The organism is Actinacidiphila oryziradicis, from assembly GCF_005047355.1.
In the GTDB taxonomy this organism is placed as follows: Bacteria; Actinomycetota; Actinomycetes; order Streptomycetales; family Streptomycetaceae; genus Actinacidiphila; species Actinacidiphila oryziradicis.
The window spans coordinates 48,461-73,425 of sequence record NZ_SUMC01000016.1; the positions used below are offsets into that span (position 1 = coordinate 48,461).

27 protein-coding genes and 1 riboswitch are annotated in these 24,965 nt (G+C 69.9%); of the genes, 17 read left to right on the forward strand and 10 right to left on the reverse strand.

Annotated features, from left to right (window positions below; genetic code table 11):
- Positions 1 to 4 precede the first annotated feature (4 nt).
- A riboswitch (cobalamin riboswitch) is annotated at positions 5 to 206 on the reverse strand.
- A gap of 81 nt (positions 207 to 287) precedes the next feature.
- The 4 genes from FCI23_RS18370 (at position 288) to FCI23_RS18385 (ending at position 2,347) form a co-directional block, all read left to right on the forward strand.
- Positions 288 to 647, forward strand: coding sequence for an ArsR/SmtB family transcription factor (locus FCI23_RS18370; RefSeq protein WP_136724984.1), 360 nt, complete (start codon positions 288 to 290; stop codon positions 645 to 647).
- Between the two features lie 46 nt (positions 648 to 693).
- Positions 694 to 939 carry a DUF2277 domain-containing protein gene (locus FCI23_RS18375; protein WP_136724985.1) on the forward strand — a complete coding sequence of 82 codons (246 nt, stop codon included), beginning with the start codon at positions 694 to 696 and terminating at the stop codon, positions 937 to 939.
- 23 nt (positions 940 to 962) lie between these two features.
- Positions 963 to 1,442 (forward strand): OsmC family protein, encoded by a 480-nt coding sequence (locus FCI23_RS18380; protein ID WP_136724986.1) that lies wholly within the window; start codon positions 963 to 965, stop codon positions 1,440 to 1,442.
- Positions 1,443 to 1,576: 134 nt separating this feature from the next.
- Positions 1,577 to 2,347 carry a hypothetical protein gene (locus FCI23_RS18385; protein WP_136724987.1) on the forward strand — a complete coding sequence of 257 codons (771 nt, stop codon included), beginning with the start codon at positions 1,577 to 1,579 and terminating at the stop codon, positions 2,345 to 2,347.
- A 96-nt stretch (positions 2,348 to 2,443) separates the two neighbouring features.
- Here FCI23_RS18385 and FCI23_RS18390 read toward each other — a convergent pair whose 3' ends face one another.
- A complete protein-coding gene (locus tag FCI23_RS18390; RefSeq protein ID WP_136724988.1) occupies positions 2,444 to 3,280 on the reverse strand; it encodes an undecaprenyl-diphosphate phosphatase in 837 nt (278 codons plus the stop codon).
- A 249-nt stretch (positions 3,281 to 3,529) separates the two neighbouring features.
- On the opposite strand from FCI23_RS18390, the gene FCI23_RS18395 reads away from it, so the two are divergent.
- Together FCI23_RS18395 and FCI23_RS18400 are read left to right on the forward strand one after the other, a co-directional pair.
- The gene (locus tag FCI23_RS18395) at positions 3,530 to 5,434 is read left to right on the forward strand and encodes a cellulase family glycosylhydrolase (RefSeq protein ID WP_136724989.1); all 1,905 of its coding nucleotides are present in this window, start codon (positions 3,530 to 3,532) and stop codon (positions 5,432 to 5,434) included.
- A gap of 120 nt (positions 5,435 to 5,554) precedes the next feature.
- The gene (locus FCI23_RS18400; protein ID WP_136724990.1) at positions 5,555 to 5,998 is read left to right on the forward strand and encodes an SPW repeat protein; all 444 of its coding nucleotides are present in this window, start codon (positions 5,555 to 5,557) and stop codon (positions 5,996 to 5,998) included.
- Between the two features lie 88 nt (positions 5,999 to 6,086).
- Here FCI23_RS18400 and FCI23_RS18405 read toward each other — a convergent pair whose 3' ends face one another.
- A complete protein-coding gene (locus tag FCI23_RS18405; protein WP_136724991.1) occupies positions 6,087 to 6,830 on the reverse strand; it encodes a polysaccharide deacetylase family protein in 744 nt (247 codons plus the stop codon).
- A gap of 141 nt (positions 6,831 to 6,971) precedes the next feature.
- Between FCI23_RS18405 and FCI23_RS18410 the strand changes: the two genes are divergently transcribed.
- Both FCI23_RS18410 and FCI23_RS18415 read left to right on the forward strand, forming a co-directional pair.
- Positions 6,972 to 7,361, forward strand: a complete 390-nt coding sequence (locus tag FCI23_RS18410; RefSeq protein WP_136724992.1) for a BlaI/MecI/CopY family transcriptional regulator — start codon at positions 6,972 to 6,974, stop codon at positions 7,359 to 7,361.
- A 4-nt stretch (positions 7,362 to 7,365) separates the two neighbouring features.
- On the forward strand, positions 7,366 to 8,379 hold the full coding sequence (locus FCI23_RS18415; protein WP_136724993.1) for a M56 family metallopeptidase: 1,014 nt from the start codon (positions 7,366 to 7,368) through the stop codon (positions 8,377 to 8,379).
- Positions 8,380 to 8,426: 47 nt separating this feature from the next.
- Here the strand turns inward: FCI23_RS18415 and mmpA are convergent, their stop codons facing one another.
- Positions 8,427 to 8,645, reverse strand: coding sequence for a morphogenic membrane protein MmpA (gene mmpA / locus FCI23_RS18420; protein ID WP_136724994.1), 219 nt, complete (start codon positions 8,643 to 8,645; stop codon positions 8,427 to 8,429).
- A gap of 172 nt (positions 8,646 to 8,817) precedes the next feature.
- Between mmpA and FCI23_RS18425 the strand changes: the two genes are divergently transcribed.
- Both FCI23_RS18425 and FCI23_RS18430 read left to right on the forward strand, forming a co-directional pair.
- Positions 8,818 to 9,012, forward strand: coding sequence for a hypothetical protein (locus tag FCI23_RS18425; RefSeq protein ID WP_322973859.1), 195 nt, complete (start codon positions 8,818 to 8,820; stop codon positions 9,010 to 9,012).
- A 367-nt stretch (positions 9,013 to 9,379) separates the two neighbouring features.
- Positions 9,380 to 10,132 (forward strand): phosphatase PAP2 family protein, encoded by a 753-nt coding sequence (locus FCI23_RS18430; protein ID WP_136724995.1) that lies wholly within the window; start codon positions 9,380 to 9,382, stop codon positions 10,130 to 10,132.
- Between the two features lie 73 nt (positions 10,133 to 10,205).
- Here FCI23_RS18430 and FCI23_RS18435 read toward each other — a convergent pair whose 3' ends face one another.
- Positions 10,206 to 11,084: a Gfo/Idh/MocA family protein gene (locus tag FCI23_RS18435; RefSeq protein ID WP_136724996.1), complete on the reverse strand. Its 879-nt coding sequence runs from the start codon at positions 11,082 to 11,084 to the stop codon at positions 10,206 to 10,208.
- A 4-nt stretch (positions 11,085 to 11,088) separates the two neighbouring features.
- Positions 11,089 to 11,451: a 5-carboxymethyl-2-hydroxymuconate Delta-isomerase gene (locus FCI23_RS18440; RefSeq protein ID WP_136724997.1), complete on the reverse strand. Its 363-nt coding sequence runs from the start codon at positions 11,449 to 11,451 to the stop codon at positions 11,089 to 11,091.
- Positions 11,452 to 11,668: 217 nt separating this feature from the next.
- Here FCI23_RS18440 and glnII point away from each other — a divergent pair, with 217 nt between their 5' ends.
- The gene (gene glnII / locus FCI23_RS18445) at positions 11,669 to 12,688 is read left to right on the forward strand and encodes a glutamine synthetase (RefSeq protein ID WP_136724998.1); all 1,020 of its coding nucleotides are present in this window, start codon (positions 11,669 to 11,671) and stop codon (positions 12,686 to 12,688) included.
- Between the two features lie 93 nt (positions 12,689 to 12,781).
- Here glnII and FCI23_RS18450 read toward each other — a convergent pair whose 3' ends face one another.
- The gene (locus FCI23_RS18450; protein WP_136724999.1) at positions 12,782 to 12,988 is read right to left on the reverse strand and encodes a hypothetical protein; all 207 of its coding nucleotides are present in this window, start codon (positions 12,986 to 12,988) and stop codon (positions 12,782 to 12,784) included.
- A gap of 118 nt (positions 12,989 to 13,106) precedes the next feature.
- Between FCI23_RS18450 and FCI23_RS18455 the strand changes: the two genes are divergently transcribed.
- Positions 13,107 to 15,071: a hypothetical protein gene (locus tag FCI23_RS18455; RefSeq protein ID WP_136725000.1), complete on the forward strand. Its 1,965-nt coding sequence runs from the start codon at positions 13,107 to 13,109 to the stop codon at positions 15,069 to 15,071.
- On the opposite strand, the gene FCI23_RS18460 is transcribed toward FCI23_RS18455, so the two are convergent.
- The 3 genes from FCI23_RS18460 to FCI23_RS18470 all read right to left on the reverse strand — a co-directional run bounded on the left by FCI23_RS18460 (position 15,055) and on the right by FCI23_RS18470 (position 17,152).
- Entirely contained in the window at positions 15,055 to 15,573 is a 519-nt protein-coding gene (locus FCI23_RS18460) for a DUF6114 domain-containing protein (RefSeq protein WP_246143815.1), read from the reverse strand. The two genes, FCI23_RS18455 and FCI23_RS18460, sit on opposite strands and share 17 nt — an antisense overlap.
- A 2-nt stretch (positions 15,574 to 15,575) precedes the next feature.
- Complete coding sequence (locus FCI23_RS18465; RefSeq protein WP_136725001.1) at positions 15,576 to 16,217, reverse strand: DUF6230 family protein; 642 nt, start codon at positions 16,215 to 16,217, stop codon at positions 15,576 to 15,578.
- 179 nt (positions 16,218 to 16,396) lie between these two features.
- On the reverse strand, positions 16,397 to 17,152 hold the full coding sequence (locus FCI23_RS18470; protein ID WP_136725002.1) for a TetR/AcrR family transcriptional regulator: 756 nt from the start codon (positions 17,150 to 17,152) through the stop codon (positions 16,397 to 16,399).
- A 304-nt stretch (positions 17,153 to 17,456) separates the two neighbouring features.
- On the opposite strand from FCI23_RS18470, the gene FCI23_RS18475 reads away from it, so the two are divergent.
- The 4 genes from FCI23_RS18475 to FCI23_RS18490 all read left to right on the forward strand — a co-directional run bounded on the left by FCI23_RS18475 (position 17,457) and on the right by FCI23_RS18490 (position 20,505).
- Positions 17,457 to 17,705 carry a hypothetical protein gene (locus tag FCI23_RS18475; protein ID WP_136725003.1) on the forward strand — a complete coding sequence of 83 codons (249 nt, stop codon included), beginning with the start codon at positions 17,457 to 17,459 and terminating at the stop codon, positions 17,703 to 17,705.
- Positions 17,706 to 17,810: 105 nt separating this feature from the next.
- Complete coding sequence (locus FCI23_RS18480) at positions 17,811 to 18,476, forward strand: Tat pathway signal sequence domain protein (protein WP_136725004.1); 666 nt, start codon at positions 17,811 to 17,813, stop codon at positions 18,474 to 18,476.
- A 160-nt stretch (positions 18,477 to 18,636) separates the two neighbouring features.
- Positions 18,637 to 19,464, forward strand: coding sequence for an SAM-dependent methyltransferase (locus FCI23_RS18485; RefSeq protein ID WP_136725005.1), 828 nt, complete (start codon positions 18,637 to 18,639; stop codon positions 19,462 to 19,464).
- Between the two features lie 102 nt (positions 19,465 to 19,566).
- Entirely contained in the window at positions 19,567 to 20,505 is a 939-nt protein-coding gene (locus FCI23_RS18490; protein WP_136725006.1) for a helix-turn-helix domain-containing protein, read from the forward strand.
- On the opposite strand, the gene pulA is transcribed toward FCI23_RS18490, so the two are convergent.
- Positions 20,492 to 23,212 carry a pullulanase-type alpha-1,6-glucosidase gene (pulA, locus tag FCI23_RS18495; protein WP_136725076.1) on the reverse strand — a complete coding sequence of 907 codons (2,721 nt, stop codon included), beginning with the start codon at positions 23,210 to 23,212 and terminating at the stop codon, positions 20,492 to 20,494. The genes FCI23_RS18490 and pulA overlap by 14 nt on opposite strands.
- A 443-nt stretch (positions 23,213 to 23,655) precedes the next feature.
- Between pulA and FCI23_RS18500 the strand changes: the two genes are divergently transcribed.
- Entirely contained in the window at positions 23,656 to 24,948 is a 1,293-nt protein-coding gene (locus tag FCI23_RS18500) for an extracellular solute-binding protein (protein WP_136725007.1), read from the forward strand.
- Positions 24,949 to 24,965: the final 17 nt, after the last annotated feature.

Here is a 24,965-nt window from a genome sequence, read left to right on the forward strand (position 1 = left end):
GATCACTTCGTGAGATGCCGTGGCCGGTCTCCTGGCTTACGGGTTCGCTTTCGCTCGCGCCCACCCCTGCCTTCCCGACCGCTCTTCGCGGCCAGTGGCGTTACGGGGCGGGCCCGCCCGACAAATCGTCTGGGCCCCGATCACAGTGGCGAGGGCCGCTCCGGTTCCGCACCGGCTTCCCGAACACCACGGCGACCCAACCTTAGGGGGCGCCGCCCCATGCCTGCAAGACTGCACATCTACGCAGGTATCCAAGATCACCCCGCCCGGCCTGCGAGGATTGGCCCATGCATCTCGTCCCCGCCGAGCGCGCCGGCCACCGCACCATCGACGGACACCGGGTCTGCGACGCCATCGCCGCCATCGGCGATCCCGGTCATGTACGCGCCTGGGCCGACCGCTTCTCCCTGCTCGCCGACCCCGGCCGGCTCGCCCTGCTGCTCGCCCTCCACCGGGCCGGGCCCATCGCCGTCTCCGACCTCGCGGTCGCTACCGGTATGAAGGACACCGCCGTCTCCCAGGCGCTGCGCCTGCTGCGCGCCGCCGGAGTCGTCGAGGGCGAGAAGGACGGCCGCGTGGTGCGCTACCGCGTCGTCGACGACGACACCGCCGCGCTGCTCAAGCACTGCACGGCCGAGGATCTCTGACCGGCCGTCCCCACCGTCAGCGCCGTCCATCCGTCACACTGGGGGCATGTGCCGCAGTATCAAGACCCTCCGGCCGCCCGCCACTCCCGAGGCGACCGACGACGACATCACGGCAGCGGCCTTGCAGTACGTCCGCAAGGTCTCCGGATTCCGGGCGCCCGCCGCCCACAACCGCGACGCCTTCGACGAGGCGGTGGACGCGGTCGCGGAGGCCACCCGCCGCCTCCTGGACAGCATCGAGGTCCGCGGCCGCCCGGCTCCGGCGCAGCCGGCGCAGCGCAGTGGTACCTGACCCAGAATAAGGAGCAACCGCCCGTGCCCGAGAAGCTCCACGCCTATGACACCGAGGTCACCTGGACCGGCGACCTCGGCACCGGGACCAGCACCTACCGCGCCTACGACCGCGCCCATGAGGTGTCAGCCGCCGGTCCGCCGCCCATCCTCGGCAGCGCCGACCCCGGCTTCCGTGGTGACCCGTCCCGCTGGAACCCCGAACAGCTGCTGGTGGTGTCGCTCTCCCAGTGCCACATGCTCTCCTACCTGTCCCTGTGCTCCATGAACGGCGTGGTCGTCACCGGCTACACCGACCGCGCCCACGGCACCATGGCCGAGACGGCCGACGGCGGCGGCCACTTCACCGAGGTCGTGCTGCGCCCCGAGGTGGAGGTCGCCGAGCAGGGCATGACCGACAAGGCCCTCGCGCTGCACGGGGACGCCCACCGCGTCTGCTTCATCGCCGGCTCGGTGAATTTCCCGGTGCGCCACGAGCCCGTCGTGTCGGTACGGGGCGGCTGACACCCGGCGCCGGGATACGGCGGGGACACGGGGACAGGGGGACGGACCGGTATCGGTACGGCCCGGCCGCGGGTATTTCTCATATCGTCGCCGACCCGGGACCCGGCAGGTGACGAACTGGTAACGTCCGCGGAATGACGCCCGAGGATGACACGTCGTCCACTCCCCCGGACTGGGACGAGTGGGTAGACCAGGAGCTGGCCGGTGCCGAGAAGAAGGCCCTGCGGGGTCACGCCTTGGCGAAGTGGAGCAAACGGCTGGGGGTGGTCGCCGCAGCGGTGGTGCTGACGGCCGGGTCCGTGGTCACGTACTTCTTCGTCACCCACAGCGCGGCGGCGGAGCTGAGAAAGCGGGTCGCTTCCGGGGCGGCCACGGCCGGGGCGGACGCCGCCCGGCCGGTGGTCAACGGGCAGAAGGCGTTCCCCGATGCCACGGTGCGGCTGGCCAACGGCGCGGTGTACCGGCGCGTGGACACCACCACGGCCTCCGACTGCGGGCACGGGGTGTCACGGGAGCTGGCGGCGGTCATCAAGCAGGGCAAGGGCTGCCTGCGGCTGTCGGCCGCGCTCTACACGGACGCGGACCGCCAGTCGCAGGTCACGGTCAGTGTGCTCAGTTTCGTCAGGGCGGAGGATGCGGCGATGGTCTTCGGCAGCGCGTCCACGGACCCGGTGACCTATTCGGTGGTCTCCCTCGACCCGTCGGCCGGTTCCGGGCTGCCGAAGGTGCACAACGGTGCCGTCGGGGTCTTGAACCGGTTGATGACGGCCCGCACGGTGGTCTTCTCCAACGCGCAGTGGTCGACCGGCAGGGCGACGGACGGGGCCGTGCTGACGAAGGAGGACACCGACCTGCTCACCTACGTCAACGCCAAGGTCACGGCGTTCGAAAAGGCAACCCGCTAACGGACTGACGGGACGACTGGCACGGGGCCCTGTACGGCGGATCCTGGCGGACCCGGAAAGGATCCGCCGTACAGGCTCTGGGGCCGGGGGCAGCCGTCAGGCGGTGAGCACATTCGTGCCGAGCAGGCCGAAGAGGACCAGGCCGATGATGATGCGGTAGATCACGAACGCGTTGAAGGAGTGCTTGGCGATGAACTTCAGCAGCCAGGCGATCGACGCGTAGGCGACCACGAAGGACACCGCTGTGCCGACGATGAGCGGCGTGGTGTCCACTCCGGCACCGACCGCGTCCTTCAGCTCGTACAGGCCCGCGCCGGTCAGCGCCGGGATGCCGAGGAAGAAGGAGAGCCGGGTGGCGGCGAGCCGGTCCAGATCGCGGATCAGAGCGGTGGACATCGTCGCGCCGGAGCGGGAGAAGCCCGGGAAGAGCAGGGCGAGGATCTGCGAGCAGCCGACGATCATGGAGTCCTTGAGTGTGACGTCGTCCTCGCCGCGCTTGTGCCGGCCCATCTGGTCGGCCGCCCACATGAAGCCACTGCCGACGATCAGCGAAGCGCCGACCACCCACAGTGAGGCGAGCGGGCCGTCGATGAGCGGCTTGGCGGCGAGGCCGACGATCACGATCGGGATGGTGGCGTAGATGACCCACCAGGCGAACTTGTAGTCGTGGTGGTACCGCTCCTCGCGGTTGGTGATCCCGCGTACCCACGCGGAGACGATCCGCACGATGTCCTTGAAGAAGTACAGGAGGACGGCTGCGATGGCGCCGACCTGGATCACCGCGGTGAAGGCGACGACGGCCTTGTCGTCCACCGGGATGTTCATCAGCCCCTCGGTGATCTTGAGGTGGCCGGTGGAAGAGACCGGAAGGAATTCCGTCACCCCCTCCACGACTCCGAGCACAGCGGCTTGGGTGATACTGATCGCGCTCATGAAACCCATCTCTGCGGAATACGTGGCGTGACTGACAGCTTCAAACCCTACGCATTGTAGGGGCGGCAGCCAGACTACCGTCCCGTCCGGCATACCCGACTCCGGGCCGGACTGGGCTGAGCCGGAGAACGTAGACATGGTCTCGCACCGCCCCCACCGCTTCGTACCGGGGTGCACAGGAAGCGGCCGGGCGGCTCCTGACTCCTGAGTAACATCCCCTTGACGCCGCTTCCGCGAGCCCCGATTGTAATGGACATGTCGAGACAGCGAATGGGCCTGATCGGAACCGTGCTCGCGCTCGTCGCGGCGGTCGTCCTGGGCAGTGGCACTCCCGCTGCCACGGCGGCCACCGGCGACCTGCCGGACTCCCTCTGGTTCGACGGGAGTACGTCGGCCCAAGTGTCCGTCCAGGGCACCCGCTTCATCGACGGGCGCGGCCGCGAGGTGGTTTTGCGCGGCTTCAACGTCTCCGGCGAGACCAAGCTGGAGGAGAACAGCGGCCTGCCGTTCGCCACCACCGCCGACGCCAAGAAGTCCGCGACCGCACTCCGCGCCCTCGGCGGGGGCAACAGTGTGCGCTTCCTGCTCTCCTGGGCGCATGCCGAGCCCGTACGCGGCCAGGTCGACACCACCTACCTGGCCGCGGCCACCGACCAGATCAAGGCCTTCCTCGACGCCGGGATCCGGGTCTTCCCCGACTTCCACCAGGACCTGTTCTCCCGCTACCTCTTCAACTCAGGCAGCTGGTACACCGGCGACGGCGCTCCGAAGTGGGTCGTGGACGCGGGCGGCTACCCCCAGGAGTACTGCGGCATCTGTCTCTTCTGGGGCCAGAACATCACCCAGAACGCGGCAGTCGAGGACGCCTCCTACGACTTCTGGCACAACACCGCCGGAATCCAGGACGCCTTCCTGACCACCGCCCAGACGACCATGGCCTATCTCGCCCAGCACCTCACCACCGCCCAGTTCGCGGCCATCGTCGGCTTCGACCCGTACAACGAGCCGTACGCCGGGAAATACGACTCCGGTGAGACCAGCCGCACCTGGGAGCAGAACATCCTCTGGCCCTTCTACCAGAAGTTCCGGGCCCGGATGGACACCGCCGGATGGCAGGACAAGCCGGCCTTCATCGAGCCCAACATGTTCTGGAACGCCAACATCGACAGCCAGAAGCAGGTGGGCGGGCTGCTCGATACCGGCGCCCTCGGCTCGCGCTATGTCTTCAACACCCACTACTACGACCAGAAGGCGATCTCCGGCATCCTGATGCTGGGCAACGCGGCCGACGGCCAGTACTCCACCGACTTCGCCACCATCCGCGACCGCGGCACCGCCGACTCGACCGCCGCGATCGTGAGCGAGTACGGCCATCCGCTCAGCGGCACCGTGTCCGGCAAGGCCCCCACCGTCCTCAAGGCGATGTACCAGGCGCTGGACTCCCGGGTGTCCGGCGCCAACTGGTGGAGCCAGGCCGCCAGCTCCGGCCAGGTGCTCTCCGGCACCCAGTGGCAGTGGGACATTTACAGCGGCCGTCACAACGAGCTGATGAACGGCAACGCCTCCAAGGTGCTCACCTCGGGTGATGCCTGGAACGACGAGGACCTGTCCTCCGTGGCCCTTGACAGCTCCGGCACCGCCGTACTCCGCCAGGACGCCCGGCTGCTCGACCGCCTCTACCCCAGCGCGGTCGCCGGCCGCACCCTCGCCTTCACCTACGAGGACCGCTCCCGCGACGGCTCCACGACCCTCACCTGGAACCCCGTCCCCAGCACCCTCCCCAATGTCTCGGCACTGGTCGGCACCGGGCAGTACGGCCTGGTCGTCTGGCGCTCCAACGGCACCACCGCCCCCACCGAGCTGCATCTCCCCGCCTCCTTCGCCACCTCCGCCACCACCGTCGTCTCCGACCTCGGCACGCTCACCGGGCCTCCTGCCTATTCCGGCACAGCCAGCTCCGCCACCACCCCCCTCGCCGTAGCCGCCGAGCCCGGTGGCTCCGCAACGCGCCGCCTCCTGCTCACCGCACCCGACTCCGGCGTCCTGCACTACGCCCTCGTCGCCAACACCCCCACCGCCCCCTCAGCGTCTGTGCGCGCGGCCGCACAGTCCGAACTCACCGCTTGGGCCGCCGCCGCCGGATTCACTGGGTAACGGAACAACTACAGCACGTCACCCATAAGATTTACATAAGTGGAGATCTACCAGCAAAGCCCCCCGAAGCGCACAATGATGGTGCGGTCAGACTTGCACACGACAAAGGAGGCGAGTCGCATGGCCGACGTCTCTCACCACACCACAAGTGACATCCGGGACCACCCTGACGTCGCGGAAATGCGCGACCGGTACGCCCAGATGGCCGGCGAAGGGGGTGCCGTGGCCGCTGACGGGATGGTGCTTCTGGCCGGCCTCTACTGCGCCATCTCCCCCTGGACCGTCCATTTCTCGGCCACCAGCCGGGACCTCGCGCTCAACAACCTGATCATGGGACTCGCCGTCGCCGCCCTCGCGTTCGGTTTCGCCATGACACAGGGGCGGGCCAACGGCCTGAGTGTGGCTGTGTCCGCCATCGGCATCTGGCTGATCGTCGCCCCGTGGATCGTGGCCCGCAATCCCGACGCCGGGATGGTCCTGAACAACGTCATCGTCGGGGCCGCGATCTGCGTGCTCGGACTGCTGTACGGGGGTACCCGGATGTGGGCCGACCGCGCCAAGTGACGAGTGCCCCCATCGCACCGAGACACCCCACCGGGTGAGGCCGGCCCCTCCCTCCGCCGGTCACCGGCGGAGGGCGGGGCCGCCGCCGTCACAGGGATGAGGGCGTGTGCTCACGGAGCGGACCGACGTGCCAACCGCGGTCCTCGCAGCTGTCCAGGATCAGGGGCAGCGCACCAAGGGTGGAGCGCCAGGAGCCGGGGGCGGAAGTGCAGTCCGAGTCATGGAGCAGGACGGTGCCGCCGCCGCGAAGGTCCGAGGTGACAGTGCGGTGCACAGAGGCCGGGGTGGCACGGCTGGTCCAGTCCTCGCCCCAGGAGGTCCACAGCATGGGGGTGAGGCCGAGACAGCGCGCGGACAGGTGCGCGGAGGTCGTCATCACTCCGTACGGGGGCCGGAAGAGGACCGGCGGCCGTCCGGTGATGTCTGCCACTGTGTCACGGGCGCGGGAGAGATCGTCGTACGTGGCCCGGGGCCCGCGCAGCAGCAGCGGCCGGTGCCGCCAGCCGTGGATGGCGATCTCGTGTCCGGCCGCCGCCATCTCCTGGACAAGGCCGGGCGTCCGGCGGGCCGCGGAGCCGAGAAGGAAGAAGGTCGCGTGGAGACCGCGGGCCTCCAGCAGCCGAAGGAAGAAGGGCGTGGAGAGCGGATCCGGTCCGTCGTCGAAGGTCAGGGCCACATGGTCGGGCCGGCCGGTGCCCGCGAGGCGGGGCATGATCCGGTTGCGCAGCGGCCCGAGTGTGGAGATGACCGGGGCGGCGTGGACGGCGGCGAGGGCGGGCAGCACCACACAGCCGGCCTTCACAGCGGTGCGGGCCAGGCGGCCGGTGGTCATGGGGCGGTCCCTTCGACGATGCGGCGCGATGCGAGGCGGCCACCCTACAACCTGTAGTAGTTAACAGGGACCGCCGGGAGTAGTTTGGGGTGTCTGACGGCGCAGAGGCACGGCTCGGTGGCGAGGAAGGCGTGTGAAGTGATGGACCAGCAGGACCGCGGGGTGCCGGGGGGGCGCAGACGGGCACCCGGGAAGCTGGAGAGCGATGTGCTGACGGCGCTGTGGGCGGCGGACGGCCCGTCGACGGCGGCCCAGGTCAAGGAGCGGCTGCCCGGAGACCTCGCGTACACCACCGTACTGACGATCCTGTCCCGGCTGTTCGACAAGGGCACGCTGGCCAGGCACCGGGCCGGGCGCGGCTTCGCGTACTCACCGGTGCGCGACGAGGCGGCGCACACCGCGGAGCGCATGCGCTCCCTGCTGGAGCACGGTTCGGACCGCGCGGCGGTGCTGTCCCGGTTTGTCTCCGAGCTGTCGGCGGAGGACGAGCGGCTGCTCCAGCGGCTGCTGGGCGAGCACGAGGAGCGGTAACACCGTGCGGATCAGCATCTACATCCCCTTCTTGATCAGCGCGGTGTTGGCGCTGGCGGTCCCCCGGGCAGCGCCCCGGCTCCCGCCCCGCCTGGCCGCCTGGGCCCTGACCTGCGCCGCACTGGTGATGTCCGTCGCATGGGTGGCGGCGTTGGTGCTGCTCGGGGTCAACGGAGCGGGCCAGATACCCGAGGTCGCCGAGCGCGGGCCGTGGTCCGCCCAAGCGCTGCAGGCCGAGGACCCGGTCTCGTCCGTGATGTCGGTGGCGTGCGGACTGGCGCTGGCCGCGACCGCCGTCGCGCTGGCCGTTGTCTCCCGCCGGGGTGTCCGGACGCTGCTACAGGCCCGGCGGGAGTGCCGGCGGCTGCCGGGGGACGGTGAGCTCGCCGTCCTGGACGACGAGGGCCTGGAGGCGTTCGCGCTGCCCGGTGCGCCCGGGAGGATCGTGATCACACGCGGGATGCTGTGCGCTCTGGACGGCGCCGAGCGGAAGGCCCTGCTGGCCCATGAGCGCTCCCATCTGCACCGGCGGCACCATCTGTTCCTGATCGGCTGGCAGCTCGCCGCCGCGGTGAACCCGCTGCTGCGTCCGCTCTTCACCGCCGGGGGCTTCGTTCTGGAGCGCTGGGCGGACGAGGAAGCCGCGGCCTCGGTCGGCGACCGCGCGCTCGTCGCCCGGGCGGTCGCCCGAGCCGCACTGGCCGCATCCGACAAGCAGCGCCACCCGAGTGCGGTGCTGGCCGCCACCGGCGGCCCGGTGCCACGCCGGGTGCAGGCCCTGCTCGCGCCTCCTCCGCCCCGTCGCGGGCTTGGGCTCCCGCTGGTCGCGGGCGCACTGCTGCTGGCGGTTTGCTGCGGCAGTCTCGCCCGAGCCGCAGCCGACACCGACACGATGTTCGACGTCGCGGGGTACGAATCCTGTGCCCGAGCGCAGCCTCATCTGGCCGACCAGCCGTCCGCACTGCCGCCGGTCGGGCCGGCTCAGCCGGGGCCGGACCTACCGGAGCACTGCGAATAGCATCCGCCGCGCCACGCCGGCCACGAGTCGTGAACAGTCGTGACCGGTCAGCCGGACAGCGCCCAGGCGGCTATGACGTAGACCATCGCCACCAGCCACAGCACACCCGCCACCCCGGCCACCGCCAGCCCTGCGGCCAACGCCCGCTCGGTACCCCTGCTGCGCCCGGCCGGATTCCAGCCCTCGTTCATGATCTCGTTCATGCGCCCAGCCTGCCGGGCCCGGACCGCCACCGCATGAGTGGCGGTACTCAGATACGTACTCATGACAAAATCCTGACATTCACCACTGACAACGGACCCATCCGAGACACACGCCCCCGTCCGCAGCGGAAATCCATGGCGCCGGCAGGGCCGCGGCGGCCATCATCGCCGGATGGCAAGCCATTTGACCGTCCCCGGCCTCTTCCCGCCGCCGGGCTAAGCACACGCCGCCGTCGTGGAGGCGGGGGAACAGCTGGTGTTCACCGCGGGCGCGGTGCCGCTGGACCCCGACGGCAGGCTGGTCGGGCCGGGCGACCGCTCCGCACAGGCCGGGAAGGTACCGACGAATCTGGCCGAAGCGCTGCACGCCGCGGCCTTGGGCTACGCCGGGCAGCTCGTCGAGATCACGGCAGTCGCGGTCCTCCCCTGACGCCGCCGGGCCGCTGGGCCGCTGCTTGGGGCTACTGCTTCTCTGCGGGTGGCGGTCATTGCGGTCGAGGCCCTTTCGCGTACCAAGAGGTGACGATGCACATCCTGTTCGACCCATTGAGCCCGTTAACCCTACGAATAGCCCAACTGTGCCGGACCTGCGCCTACGCGCCGTCGGTCCGGTGCGCCGACACCTCGGGGGCGGGATCTGCGGCGCTCATTCCTACAACGTGTAGTAGATTGACGGGAAGGCCGCTGCCCGCGTAGCCGTTCGCCGCATGGCCACTTCACCCCCCGGGTCGTGGGCGCGCATGACGGGCGGCGACTGTTCCGCCGACACCGCCATGTCACCACCAAGGAAGTCGCCCATGCCATACGTGCGCCACTGGTTGCGCAATTCCCTCCTGGTGTTCGCCTTCGCGATCGTGCTGGGTCTGATCGCCGCGCACACACACCTCACCCAGCCGCATGAACTCCTCTGGGACCGCGACCTGCAGACCAGCACCCGCACCGGGTGGCTCAACACGCTGATGCTCGGGGTGAGCGACATCTTCTCGCCGGTCGGCGGACTGGTGATCATCGCGCTGTGGTGCGGCTGGCTGCTGTTCGCACGCCACAAGCCGGTGACGGCCGTCTCCACGTTCCTGGTGATCGCGGTCGGCTGGAACAGCTCGGAGATCGCCAAGATCATCGTGGCCCGCAACCGGCCTCCGGCGGTTTACTCACTGGCCCCGGAGACCGGTTCCAACAGCTTTCCCAGCGGCCATGTCGCCCTGACCGTCTCCTTGGCCGTCGCCGCGTACTTTCTCGCCCGCGGCACCCGCCACCAGCGGACCGTGGCGGTCGGAGGCGCCGCGGTGGTCCTGCTGGTCGCGTTCTCCCGGCTCTACATCGGCGCGCACTACCCGACCGACGTACTGGGCTCACTCCTGGTCAGCGGCGCGGCGATCACCTTCCTGACCGGCGCGTGGGACCGCTGGCTGCTGTCCCGGTTGCACCTGGTGCCGCTGCTCGCCCGCTTCGGCAGCGTCCCCGGCCCGGAAGGGCGCGCTGAGCCCGTCGAGCCCGCTGCCGAGCGGTCCGGGCGGGCCGACGTCCGGACCACGACAACGGCGGAATAGCTGAGCGCCGGACTGAGATTTGCCGGAGGGCCGCCCGCGGGCGGCCCTCCGGCAAATCTCAGTCCGGCAAATCTCAGTCCGGCAGGCTCAGCTCTGCGGTCTCCAGGAGCTCGGTGACGGCGAGGCCGAACCGGGCGTCGCAGGGATGCGGGCGGCCCGTCCCGGCGGAGGTGACGAGGGCGTCGATGGCACGGGCGAAGGCCGCCAGGGAGCCACCGCCTCGAGGAGGGAAGGTAACGGTGCCGGCGGCGCCCCGGAGTTCGACGGCGACGCCCGCGGCCGGCGGCGGGGCGGTGAGACTGAGCGCCAGCGAACTTGAGGCGCCGCTCACATGGCGCAGCACGAGGTGGACGGTGTCACCGGGGCCACGGGCGGCGGTGACGCGGTCCACGTCGCCAAGGACGGGCAGAAGTACCGAAAGGGCGTGCGGGCCGACATCCCACAGGGCGCCTTTCTCGCGGCGCCAGGGGGAGGCGGCGTAGGGGCTGTCGCCGGAGGAGAAGACGGAACCGAGCCAGTCGGCACGGGCGGTGAACCAGCCGTCGACGGAGGCCTGAGCGTCGATCCAGCCGGCGGTTTCGGCGTCGAAGCGGGAAGTGAAGAAGACGACAGAGGCGACGCCCGCCCGGTCGGCGGCTTCGACGACACGGCGGGCGTCCTCGCCCGTGGTCGCCAGCGGCTTGTCGAGTAGCAGGTGGCAGCCGGCAGCGGCGGCACGCGCGGCGAGGGGGGCCTGGACGGCCGGGGGGAGCGCGATGGCGATGGCGTCCGTGTCGGCGAGGAGTGCGTCGACGTCGTCGTAAGCACGGGTACCGAATCGTTTCGCCAGCGCGGCCGCAGCCTCCGGGCGGCGACCCCAGACGCCGGTGAATTCGGCGTCCGGGTGCTCGCTCAGTCCGGGCGCGTGGGTGGATTCGGCCCAGGGGCCGGTGCCGAGGAGTCCGAACCTCATGGCCTCACGGCCCAACGTGCTTGCGGTAGGCGGGGGACAGGTCCGTGACATCGACGGATATATGGACGGTCAGCCCGGGGGCGGCGGCGACGGTGTGCTCGCGGGCCAGGGCGACAACGGCCTCGCTCAGCTCGGCCTTCACCTCGGGAGTACGGCCGGCGAGGATCCCGAACTCGGTGTGGAGCACCGCGTGCTGCGGCTCGCCATCGGCGATGACGATCTCCTCGACCCGGCGGAAGCGCGTCTTGCACGCCTCGACGGTCGTCCCGATGATCTTGGCGGTGAGGGGGTGGAGCGCCAGCGCGAAGCCCCGGCGGTCGAAGACCTCATCCAGTGCGTCGGAGTAGTCCACGGTGATTTGCGGCATGCGCTCAGCCTACCCAACGCCTCCCGCGCGCCCATCGCGTCCCCGGGCGCCTCCCCATCCGCGTCCCAGCCGCATCCCAGTCGTCCATCATTCGGACAAGAGTATGGATTTACACATGGTTCACGTTGCGGCAATGACCGGGAAACCGCAGGTTGTGACGCTGCAGCGGCATAAACCCCCGCACCCGCAAAGCCCGCGTTTTTTAAGGATGAGGCCCGTGCCCTACAAGGCTGAGTACATCTGGATCGACGGCACCGAGCCGACCGCCAAGCTCCGCTCGAAGACCAAGATCCTGGCCGATGGAGACGAGCCCGGCACCTGGGGCTTCGATGGTTCCAGCACCAACCAGGCCGAAGGACACGCCTCGGACCGCGTGCTCAAGCCCGTAGCCAGCTACCCGGACCCGATCCGCGGCGGCGACCACATCCTCGTCATGTGCGAGGTCTTCAACATCGACGGCACCCCGCACGAGTCCAACACCCGTGCGCTGCTCCGCCCGATAGCCGAGAAGTTCGCGGCCCAGGAGTCGCTCTTCGGCATCGAGCAGGAGTACACGTTCTTCAAGGGCAGCCGTCCGCTCGGCTTCCCCGAGGGCGGCTTCCCGGCCCCGCAGGGCGGCTACTACTGCGGCGTCGGCGCCGACGAGATCTTCGGCCGCGATGTCGTGGAGAAGCACCTCGACAACTGCCTCGCCGCGGGGATCGGCATCTCCGGCATCAACGCCGAAGTCATGCCCGGCCAGTGGGAGTTCCAGGTCGGCCCGCTTTCCCCGCTCGACGTCTCCGACCAGCTGTGGGTCGCGCGCTGGCTGCTCTACCGCACCGCCGAGGACTTCGGCGTCTCCGCGACGCTGGACGCCAAGCCGGCCAAGGGCGACTGGAACGGCGCGGGCGCGCACACCAACTTCTCCACAAAGTCGATGCGCGAGGACTACGACGCGATCATCGTCGCGGCCGAGTCGCTCGGCAAGGGCAACAAGCCGCTGGAGCACATCAAGCACTACGGCACCGGCGTCGAGGACCGCCTCACCGGCGCCCACGAGACCGCCCCGTGGAACGAGTACAGCTACGGCGTCTCCAACCGTGGCGCCTCGGTCCGTATCCCGTGGCAGGTCGAGGTCGAGAAGAAGGGCTACATCGAGGACCGGCGTCCGAACGCGAACGTCGACCCGTATGTCGTGACCCGCCTCATCGTCGATACCGCCTGCACCGACCTGGAGTCGGCCGGCCTGGTCTGATCCACCCCGCTTGATACGCCGAGGGCGCCCGTCGTTCGTACGACGGGCGCCCTCGGCCTTGGGGCCACCAACCGTGACCAGCCTTTCCTGCCCTCAGCCGCCGGGTGACGGGCCCGCCAAACGTCTTGCCCGGCGCCGCCGGCCGGCATCCGCCCCGGGGCCGGTCACCGGCCGGACCTCTCGCTCGGCCTGGGTGAACGCCCGGCGCAGCCGGTCCAGTTCGGCGAGGTCGGCACGCGACCAGGCCCTTCCCCCGTGGGCGCGCACAAAGGCACGCAGCCGCTCATTCGCAATATCCACACTTCCCCCACGCACAACACCATGTTAGACGGTCGCTACGACAATCCCCCGCCCGCTCGGGCCACCGAGCGGGGTGACCCTTCGGTGACCATCCCCGGATTCACTCGTTCTACGGAACGTGGACTCACAGCCGACGACAGCCGCCCGCCCGCCGCACAGCGCACCCGCACCCGTCGATGCCGAGGACGCCGAGGCGGCGCTCGTCGAGAACTACCCGCACCTGGTGCGGCTGGCGTATCTGACGCTGCCCGCGGCGCTCGGCCGGCACCGCAGGGTGCTCACGGCGCACACTCTGGTACAGCGGGCGCTGCCGCGTGGGCGCCGCGTGGCGGACCCGGCGGCGGCGCAGGTGCCGGGCCCGCGCGGTGCGGCGGACGCGGCGTACGCGCTGGTGCGGCAGGAAGTCGTGCGCGGGGCGCTGGAGTTCCGGGGACGGGCGGCGGGCTGGCGGGGCCGGGTGCCGGCGGTGACGAACGCGCTGCGGCCGCCGTATGTGTGGGGGCTGCGGCTGCACCCGGAGGCGGGCGACACCGATGAGCCGGCGCTGGACCGGGCGCTGGCGGCTCTGGCCCCGGCGGCGCGGGCGGCTTACGCGCTGGGCGAGTTGGAGGAGCTGGCCGACCGGGATGTGCGGAGGGTGCTGGCGGCGGCCGGGGTCGCCGACCCGCGCTCGGCGGTGAACGAGGCGGCGGCCGAAGGGCCGCCGCCCGGCCCCTCCTTCGACGGGGCCGACCCGTGCACGGTGCAGGCCAGGCCGACGGATCTGCTGCGCAGGCGCCAGCACGTACGGGTCGGGCTGGCGGCGGCGGCCGCCGTGGCGGTCGCCGCCGCGCTGATCGGGCTGCTGGGCGACAGCCCCGAGCCGTATGCCGCCGCGGGGTCGCCGGGGGCGTACGCGCAGGGCTACCTCGCCCCGGGGAAGCTGGTCCGGGCGGGCCGCACCGCGTGGACCGACACCTCACGGATGGACTTCACCGCCTGGCCCCCGCGCGGCGGCCGGGCCGGGGACCAGGAGTTGCTGGGCCGGGCGTTGAAGGTGTGGGAGCAGCCGGGCAGCCGGGTGCGGGTGTCGGCGACCCTGGGGACCTCGAGGGGGGGGCCCGCACAGGAACCGCAGCTGTTGTACGCGGCGGATGTGGACTCGGCGTCGGTGGTGGTCTTCTACGACGGCCTGCGGATCGTACGGTACGCCGAGCCGCGTGACGGCAAGGGCCGGGCGGCACTGGACTTCGCCCGGGTGGACGGCGCGGATATCACCACGGCGGCGGTCGTGGTGAGCCGCACGGACGGCAACACCCGTTTCCTGACCGCGCCCTGGGTCAGCTCGGTCACCAGCCACGATCTCCTCAAGCCGGATGGCGCCGGCCAAGCCCTGCACCGCTCGGCGGACGGCGTGAGCGACCCGGTCCGGATGCCGGGCGCCGACGCGGCGGCCGGCGCGTGCGGCACTTCATGGCCGGTGCTGCGGTTCGAGGCCTCGTCCGGGCTCGGGGAGCACCGGGCGTTCCTGCTGAGCGACCTCGGCGATGTCGTCCCCGCACATCTGACGTATTCGCTGTCCACGCCCGCCGCTCCGCTGGAGGCCACCGGGCCGAAGGCGCTGGCGAGCTGGGCGCGCACCGCGTGCCATCTGGGATCGATGCGGGGCGAGGGCGTACGGAGCGTCAACAACTGGCAGTACGCCACTCAGGCGCTGCCGGAGAGCGGCGGCAGGGCCACATGGGTGTGCACCCATACCGACACCTGGCGGGGCGAGGGGCGGGCGCTGGTGCTGTTCATGCCGCCCGGCGTGACGACGGGCGCGGCGGGGCAGGGCACTGCGGTGGGGCAGAGCAGCGGGGACACCGGAGCGTGCAGCGGTTTCGTACCGCATGTGCTGGCGGGCGCGCTGTGGAAGTCGACGGCCGGGCACTGGTACATGGTGGCGGCCGGCAGCGCCGATGTCACCCGGATCAGCGCGACGGACGGGCTACAGGCGTCCGCCAAGGGCAGCACCATGGCGGTAAGGGCCGCACAGGGCACCCGGGCGCAGCTGAGCGCGGTGCTCCGCGGCTCCGGCGCGACGCTCACGACTCTGCACTGACCGGCTGCTCCTCATGGGACTTGGACTTCCGCAGGACACGGCGCCGGGGCTCCTGGTCGGGCACCCAGCCGAAGGTGATGCAGCTGCCGATGATCCCGAGGAGCAGCCCGATGAAGAAGCCGCCCAGATTGGATGTGATCCAGGTGCCAAGGGTGAGCAGGACGCCCACGATGGCGTAGAAGAGGCGCTGCGCGGGGTTGAAGAGGGTCAGCAACCCGACGATGACGAGCATGAGCGGGATCAGATACCCGGCCAGGCCCTGCATGCCGATGTGCAGGATGACCGGCAGCGCCGCCTTCTCGGTCAAGAGGATCTCGCCGCCGCCGAGGGTGACCAGCAGGCCGCCCCAGAAAGGTCGGCGTCCCCGCCAGGCGCGCCAGCGTTCCCGCTTTGTGGGCCGTGCGACGGGCGCGGCGGGCTCGTACTCGCCGGCCTCGGCGGGCTCGTGCGCGGCGGGCGGGGTGAAGGCCCCGCCCGCCTCTTCTTCGTGGGGCGGTGTCATGGTCAGCAGGCCGAGTCGCTGAAGTTCAGGTGCAGATTGGGGAGCGTGAACTTGACGGCAGTCGTGGCGTAGTTGTTCTGCCGCAGATTGTTGATGAGGACCGTGTCGGCCTGCTGGCCGAAGACACCGCTCCGTCCTGCGACGCCGGCCTTGGTGAAGGTGCTGGCGTCGCCACCGATCTCGATGTTGTCGAACGAGGCATTGCCGGTGATATCGCTGGAGTCGGTGGTCAGGTTATTGGCCTCGACCGGGTGGCCGGCCTTGGTGCCCGCCGTGATGTGAAGGTTTATACCGCCCAGGTCAACACTCTGGCAGAGGTTGGTCAGGGTGGCATGCTTGATCGCGGAGACGACGACCAGCTCCGTGCCGCCGGTGTTCCCAGCGTTGGGGCTGCCGTCGGGCATGTGGTCGAGTTGGCCGAACTGCTCGAAGCCCTGGCCGTCGAGCTTGTCCGCGGTGACGACGAAGGGCATTCCGGAGATCGTGATCTGCGCCCCGAGGACGCCCTGGGCGGTGAGCACCATGAGCGTGGCGCCGACAGCGGCGGCGGGGACCGCCATCACAGCGGTCCGGCGCCAGCGGACCCGGCCCCGTCTGGCTGGGGTCGCGGCGCCTTCGGAAGGTGTGCTGGAGGACGATGCCATGACTGCTCCCTGACGAGTTACGAGTGCGTGTTCGCGTGCGTGGAACGAGCTTCATTGGCACGTTGTCCTGGCGCGGACATCGCTTGCGGGCGCCCCCTCGCGTCCCGGCGAGGCGAAAGGGTTTGTCATGGCGCGAACGCAGTAGCCGCCGAGGAAGTTACCCCGGGGTACAGGTCGGGTCAAGGGACTTGTGCACAAAGGGTGTTGATCTTGCGTCGAATCTGCGGCGAAGCGTCGGTGCTGTGCCCGGCCGCCTCGGCCGTCCCCAGGAACGGGGCCAGGACGTAGAACGTGAGGGTGGGCAGCAGATCAGGCAGTTCAGCGGTGCGCCCGGCGGCGATCCGGCGGTAGATGGCGGCGTAGACCCCGCCCACCACGATGTCGACCAGCTCCTCGACCGGCACGGCCTGGTGCGGTTCGGGAAGTCCGCCGAAGAACCGCCGGAAGCGGGCGAGCAGCGCCTCCCGCTCAGCACGCCCTGCGGGCCCGACGGCGTCGGTCTCGACCACCGCCATCGCGGCGAAGGCGGGCGCCTCGGCGAGGATGCCGAGCAGCGCGCCGAGGCCGTCCCGGATTCCGGCCGGCCAGTCCGCCGCCCGGTTGAAGGCTGTCTCCATGGCCTGGATGACCAGCGATGTCCCGTGCCGGTGCGCGGCCAGGAAGGCGTCCTCCTTGCCCTTGAACTGCTCGTAGAACACCGGCCGGGTCACCCCGGCGGCCTGACAGATGTCGCTGATCCTGGCCCGGGTGTACCCGTTGAGCGCGACAGTGCGGACAATCCCGTCGAGCAGCCGGTCGCGCTGGGTCGCGGCCACGACTTCGGGTGGGGCGCGGCGCGGGCCGCGCGGGATGGAACGCTCGGGATCGCGGCCGGTCCGGGTACCGGGGAGCACGATGGGAAGCGGCGGTGAAGACAGTGAAGGAGCTGCACTCATCTTCGAACTTCCTTCCGAGTACTTGACGTTGAATCCCTGTCAGGTTTAGAACTCTCGCAGGTTTCCATCTCGTTCGGACCCGTGGCGCCGGGTCCGCCCGAGCCGCGATGGGAACCCCACAGCACCAATCCTCCCGGCCCTACCCCGTAGCGAGGAGCACGTGCACATGCCGATTTCCAGCCCGTTACCGGGCTTATCGGGCCATTTAGGACGTAATACGGGAAGCACTAGAACCGTCCTGGGCGCACTTCGCGCCACCGTCGCCCCCACCGGCACCGCCGACCCTCTTCCCAGCGTCACCCGCGTGCATACGCAAGCCGAGCCGGCCGGGCCGGACAAGATCCGCCTGGCCAACGCCCTGTTCAGGGCCAGCCGCTGCCTCCGCTCGGCCGCCTCCCCCATCATGCTTCGCCCCGTCCTCACCGACCCGGGCGCCATCGATGCCGCGGCCGGTCCGGACGGCCCCCAGGCGATCATCGCCTCCTTCCCCGGCGCCACCCACACCGGCTCCACCTTCCCGGTGTCCGCCGCCAAGGGCTACGGCGGCCGGTAACCAGACTGCCGCTGCCGGCCCGTGACGTAGGAGAAGCGCCACCGGTCGGCAGCGGCCGCACCACCACACCCTCACCCCCCGAAGAACCCGAAAGAGGAATCCCCCATGCGCACCCGCCTGCCCATCGCCATTGCCGCCGCCCTCTCGGCGTTCGCCCTGCTCCCTGTCGCCTCCGCCTCCGCGTCCGCACAGGACACCAACGTCCTGACGTACGGCAGCGCCGGCGGCACCGCTGTCGCGGTGGGCGATGTACTCACCGCTTCGCTGGCCACCGGCACCGCCGCCACCTTCTACTCCAGCAGCACCGGCACCAGCGGCATCAGCTGCTCCACCTCGCAGTTCACCGCCACTGTGACCGGCAACCCGGCCTCCTCCGGCACCGCCACGGAGTCCGCCACCGCCCACACCTTCGCCAACTGCACCAGCAATGTCCTCGGGGTCCTGGGAGTCACCAGCATCACCGTCAACAACCTGCCCTTCACCACCACCGTCACCTCCGGGGGCGTGCTCACCGTCACCCCGGCCACCGGCTCGACCATCCAGACCACGGTCGTCCTGAGCACCCTTCTCGGCAGCATCAACTGCGTCTACCAGTCCGCCAGCCTCGCCGGCACCGCCAGCAACACCGACACCTCCATCGGCTTCGCCGCCCAGGCGTTCCCGAAGACCTCCGGCTCCTCGCTCTGCTTCAGCACCGGCTACTTCACCGCGAAGTACGCCCCGGTCAGCGACACCAGCGTCTCCGGCAGCCCCGCCGTCTACGTCAACTGATCCCGGGCTCGCGCCGGTACGAGGACGGGCTCATCCGTCCCCGTACCGGCGCCGGCGTGCGCCGCCCAGCGGCCAAAGGTCCCAATTCCCGTTTCCCGCAGGGCAGTTGGGACTAGGTTGTGTGGTGATAGCGAACCACGCACCCAGGAGATGTCCCCGCGTGACCGACGATTTATCGCCCGAGATCGACGCCGGCGTGCCGCACTCGGCCCGTATCTGGAACTACTGGCTGGGTGGCAGGGACAACTCCCCCGTCGACCGCGAGGCCGGCGACCAGTACCGCGAGACCTTCCCGGACATCGTCACGGTCGCCCGGGCGTCCCGGCACTTCCTGACCCGGTCGGTCCGGTATCTCGCGGGAGAGGCGGGAATCCGCCAGTTCCTGGACGTCGGCTCCGGCCTGCCGACGGCCGACAACACGCACGAGGTCGCACAGCGGGTGGCACCGCAGTCGCGGATCGTCTACGTGGATCAAGATCCGCTGGTGCTGACGCACGCCCGCGCGCTGCTCACCAGCGCCCCTGAGGGGATCACCGACTACATCGACTCGGATCTGCGCCGGCCCGACGAGATCCTGGAAGCCGCCGCGAAGACGCCGGACTTCGGCCGGCCCATCGCACTGATCCTGAGCGGAATCATGGGCCATGTCCCGGACGCCGAAGAGGCGCGGTCGATCGTGCGGCGGCTGCTGGCGGCCCTGCCGCCGGGCAGCAGTCTGTCGCTCAACGACGGCATCACCGTCGCGGAGGACACGCCCTATGAGGAAGCCCAGGAGGAGTACAACGACAGCGGAGCGATGCCGTATGTCCTGCGTATGCGTACGCCCGAGGAGATCGCCCGTTTCTTCGACGGCCTGGAGCTGATCGAACCCGGCCTGGTCCACGCTCAGCTGTGGCGGCCCGAGACCACGCTCCCCGACGGCTCGGCTCCGGTCGGGCAGATCGCCGGGGTCGGGTACAAGCGCCGGGGCAGCACATCGCCGCAGTGAACGGGGGCAGTTTCACGAATCCGACCGAATTTTTGAGCGCGCCTCAGACCGGGTGAGAGGCTGTTACGGTCGCGGCCGTTGGCTACTGGACAGGGAGCGCGGATGAGCAGCACGGAGGGCAGCAGCGTTCCGCCCGACAGCTGCGGCCTTGATTACGGGCAGGCGGGGCCGACGGCGCTCCGGTTGGCGCTGGGCGCGCAGTTGCGCCGGCTGCGGGAGGCCCGCGGCATCACGCGCGGGGCCGCGGGTGAGGTGTTGGAGGTGTCGGACTCCCGCATCAAGGGCCTGGAGTCGGGCCGGACGGCTTGCCGGCCGTGCGAGGTGACCGCTCTGCTCGCCTTCTACGGGGTGGACGACGATTCCGAACGCGGCACACTGCTTGCCCTGGCCGAACAGTCCAACGCACCCGGCTGGTGGCAGCCGTACAGCGACGTGGTGCCCGCCGGCCTGCAGGCCTACCTCGATCTGGAACACTCCGCCGACGTCATCCGCAGCTACGAGGCCCAGGGCATACCCGACCTGCTGCAGACCCCCGACTACGCCCGCGCTGTCGTCCGGTTCGGGCACCGGGGCATCGCGGCGAACGCCTCCGAGGCGGAGGTCGAGCGCCGCGTCGGCCTGCGGATGAAACGCCAGCAGATCCTGCGCCGGCCAAACCCCCCTCATTTGTGGGCCGTCATCGACGAGTCCGCTCTGCGCCGCACGGTCGGCAGCACCGACACCACACTGACCCAGCTCGAGCACCTCATCGACGCGTCCGAACATCCGCACATCACCATCCAGATGGTGCCGTTCCGCGCCGACGCGGTCGTCGGGGAGGACGGTCCGGTCACCATCCTGCGGCTGCCGGGAGGCGAGCTCCCGGATGTGGTGTGCCTCGAACCCCCCACCGGAGCCCGCTACCCATGCGAACCCGCCGACATCGAGCACTACCGGCACATCATGAACCAACTGGTGATCGAGGCCGATTCACCGGCCGTGACCCGGACGGCGCTCCACCAGATGCTCGAAGACATTCTGAGTGGGGCTAGTTCGCCCTGAAGACGGCGACCGTGCGGCCGGGGACGGTGAAGGTACCCGAACCCGGATCGTACGAGGACCGCCTGACCGTGCCGTCCGAGCCGTGCGCCTGGACCGGGTGCAGGGCGTAGGACGTGCCGGCCAGAGCTGTGATCCGCTGGTCCTGGGTACCGGGGGTGGCGTTGAAGACGATGACGAGCCTGCCGAGCTCCATCGTGATGACACCGGGGGTCTCGTCCTTGCCCGAGAGCGGGAAGGAGAGCACCGACTGGACCGCGTCCGCCGTGGCCAGCCCGAAGACCGGTTCCATGGAGCGGATCTTGAGCAGGTCCTGGTAGGCGGAGGTGGCCGCCTGGATCTGCGCGCAGCCGGGCTGCAGGGCGGTGAGCCCGAGCAGGGGCTTGGCATAGGGCCACTTGGACTCGTTGTCCGCCGCCGGGGGCAGGCCGCGGCCGAATCCGTTGCCGTCTGCGCAGTCCCAGTGGATGGCGTTGAACCAGTCGCCGGAGTCGAAGGAGTTGCGGTCCAGGGACTTGGATCGGAGCAGGTCGCTGCCTGCCTGGTAGAGCGCCGGGCCCTGGGAGAGGGCGGCGGTGGCCTCGGCCAGGACCTGCATACGGGCGCGGTCGGAGGATGAGGTGGCGGACGGGAGCTTGTAGGCGAGGGCGTCGTAGAGGGACTCGTTGTCGTGGGCGTCCACATACGCCACCGCATCGCCCGGGGCTGCCGCGTATCCGGCGGGGGCGCCGCCGTAGTCGACCTCGGAGCCCTTGACCTGTTTGCCGTCGCTGTCGGTGAAGACGTAACGGCTCAGATTGCCGGTCAGCCCGACTTTGATGAGGTCCTGGTAGTGCAGGAGGCGGGCCTTCTGCTCGGCGGCCGTGCCGTTGGCGGCGGAGCCGTTGGGGTCGGTGTAGAGGCCGGAGGCGAAGCCCTGGACGCCCGGGTCGGAGTCGAAGGGGCTGCCGCCCCGGACGGCGTCGCGGGCACGGTCGGAGAAGGTGGCGATGCCGGTGCCGGCCATGTTGGCCTGGGTGGCCTGGACGAAGCGGGCGTCGTTGGCGACTTCGCCGAAGTTCCAGCCCTCACCATAGAGGATGATCTTCTTGCCGTCGACGCCGTCCTTGGCGGGGGTGAGGGCGTCCAGGGCCTTTCGGACGGCAAGGATGTTCGCCTTGGGGTGGTGTCCCATGAGGTCGAAGCGGAAGCCGTCGACCTTGTACTCCTTGGCCCAGGTGACGACGGAGTCGACGACGAGCTTGCCCATCATGGCGTTCTCGGGGGCGGTGTTGGCACAGCAGGTGGAGTTGGCGACCGAGCCGTCGGCCAGCAGCCGCTGGTAGTAGCCGGGCACGATCTGGTCCAGGACGGAGTTGCCGTCCTCACCGGAGGCGGCGGTGTGGTTGTAGACGACGTCCATGACCACGCGCAGACCGGAGTTGTTGAGGCTCTGCACCATTCTGCGGAATTCGACGGTACGCCTGGTGCCGTCCGGATCGGTCGAGTACGAACCCTCCGGGACGGTGTAGTGAAGTGGGTCGTAGCCCCAGTTGTACGCGTCCTTGGCGGCGGACGCGGTCACGCAGGCCTGCTGCTGATCGGAGTCTGCGGCGTAGGAGGAGAGGTCGCAGCCAGGCGTGGCCTGGTCGGCGGTCTTCTCGGGGACGGTGGCGAAGTCGAAGGCCGGGAGGAGGTGGACGTAGCTGATCCCGGCCTTGGCCAGGGCCCGCAGGTGCTTCGAACCGGCGGAGGCGGTGTCGGTGAAGGCGGTGTACTTGCCTCGGTCGGCGGCGGGGACGGTGGTGTCCTCGGCGGAGAAGTCCCGTATGTGGAGCTCTTGTATCTGGGCCCTGTTGAGGGCGACGGCCTTGGGCTTGGGCTGGGTCTGCCAGTCCTTCGGGGCGAGCTTCGGATCGTCGAGGTCGACGATCAGGCTGCGGGCCGAGTCCGCCGTCAGGGCGACCGAGTACGGATCGGTGACTTTGTTGGTGACCACCTTCTGGACGCTGGGGGCCCAGACCTTGACGACGTAACGGTAGGGCTTGCCCGTCCAGCTCTTCTCGCCGGTCACGCTCCAGACGCCGCTGGCGGCGTCGCGGGTGAGCGGGACGGTGGTGCCGTCCAGGTCCAGGGCGACGGACTGGGCAGTGGGTGCCCAGAGCGAGAGGGTGGGCGTGCCGTGTGTGAAGACCGCGCCGAGCCGCGCCTTGCCGGCCCTGGCCGCGTACAGGTCGTCCAGGACGCCCTGGGTCTGTACGCCGGTGGCGGCGAGGAGGGTGCCGTCCGCGAGCCGCTGGGTGGCGATGATCTGGCCGGTGAGGGCAGCGCGGACCCGGTCGCGGTCGCGGGGGTCGACGGTGAAGGCCGGGTAGTCCTTGAGCTGCGGGTACTTGGCCTTCTGGGCGTCGGTGAGCCGGGTCCGCTCCAGCCGCAGCCAGTGATCTTCGCGGCTGAGGGCACCGTCCTTGACTGTGATGCCGCCGTCGGGAGCGTAGACGAGCCGGTAGCCGGCGGCAGCGGTCGCGCTGGTGTCCCAGGCGACGGTGTCCTTGTCGATCCACTGGGCCGTCGAGGCCGAGAGGTCCAAGTCGGCGGAGGAGCCGGAGGCTTGCGTGGCGTCCGACTGCGGCGCCGGCCTTGCTACCCCCGAGGCGGCGACGGGCTGCACAAAGGCGGCGGCCAGCACGAAAACGACGGCCGCGGCGGCACGTCTGCCGCTGCCGCGCACACGCGCCGCTGAGGCGGGATGTCTGAACTCCAGGGCCACGGGCGGTTCTCCTTGAAAGAAAGAAGGCCTCGCGCCCGGTACCCACGCGCATGAGCCGGGAGCCGCCCGGCGACGGTGCCGGGCGTGAGCCGGACCGTACCGCTCGCTGGACGCCGACTGCAAGAGTCTTGCAACCAGCAGCAAGAACTTCCAGGATGTGTCTCTGCCCGGGCGGCCGGACCGGCCGGAAGTCGTCCTCTGCGCAAGCCAAACACCCGCACGACAGATCCCGGTAACGAGAATGTCACACTGGGCGGTTCTTCGAGAAAGTTCATTGCAACATCTTTCGCAAGGTCTTGCGTCACTGTTACGTTCCTGCCCAGCCCGGCGGCCGTCAACAGGGACAGGCGGCACCCGAGGTCCTCCCAAGGGGGGTCCGGGCACCCACCACCCAAGGAGTTCATATGCGACGAGGCATATCGATCGCCGCCGCGGTCACCGCTATCGCCCTCGGCGCCACCGCCTGCGGCGGCAGCCACAGCGGCAGCGGCACCAGCAGCAAGCCGAAGAGCGCCGGCGACATCTCCGGGACCATCACGTACTGGGACACCTCCGACGCCAGCACCGAGGCTCCCACCTACAAGGCCCTGATCAAGAAGTTCGAGGCCAAGTACCCGAAGATCAAGGTCAACTACCAGAACGTCGACTTCGGCAGCGTCGAGCAGAAGTTCAAGTCGGCGGCGAAGACGGGCAAGGGCGCTCCCGACGTCATCCGGACCGACGTGGGCCTGATCCCCGAGTACGCGTCACTGCACTACATCGCCCCGCTGGACGGCACCGCCGCTCTGCAGGACACATCGGACTTCACCCAGGGTCCGCTCAACACGACCAAGTACGAGGGCAAGACCTACGGCGTCCCGTCGGTCACCGACACCCTGGGTCTGCTCTACAACAAGGCGCTCTTCAAGAAGGCCGGCATCACCGCCCCGCCCACCACCTGGGACGAGTTCATCGCCGACTCGAAGAAGATCAAGGCGAAGACCGGCGTCCCGGGCACCTATGTCAACCCGGACACCTACTTCCTGATGCCGCTGCTCTTCGGTGAGGGCGCCGATTTGGCCGACCCCGCCACCAAGAAGATCACCATCAATGACGCGGCCGCGGTCAAGGCGGTCACCACCGCCAAGAAGATCTACGACACCTCCTCGGCGAAGGTGGACTTCGCCAGCAGTTACGACAACATGCAGACGACCTTCAAGGACGGCAAGGTCGCCATGCTGATCCAGGGCCCCTGGTCGGTCAGCGACGACATCACCGGCTCCGCCTTCAAGGGCAACGAGGCCAACCTCGGCTACGCGGCCGTCCCGGCCGGCAGCACCGGAAAGGCCCAGTCCCCCACCGGCGGCCATGACCTCACCGTCTACCAGGGCTCGGCCAATCTCCCCGCCAGCTACCTGCTCGCCGCCTTCATGACCAACTCCGCGAGCCAGCAGACCATCGCCAAGGAGACCGGCACCCTGCCGACCCGTACCTCCGCCTACACCCCCGAGGTCACCACGGACAACAAGATCGCGGGCTTTAAATCGATCATGGACACCGCGCGCCCCCGGGTGGCCCTGCCCCAGGTCGGCAGCCTCTTCGTGCCGCTCCAGCAGCAGTACGTGAAGATCCTCCAGGGCGATGTCTCGGTCCAGGCCGGACTGGACGCAGCCGCCAAGCAGTTCGCGCAACTGCTCCCCGGCTACTCCATCGGGTAAGGGCCGCGCGCCAACCA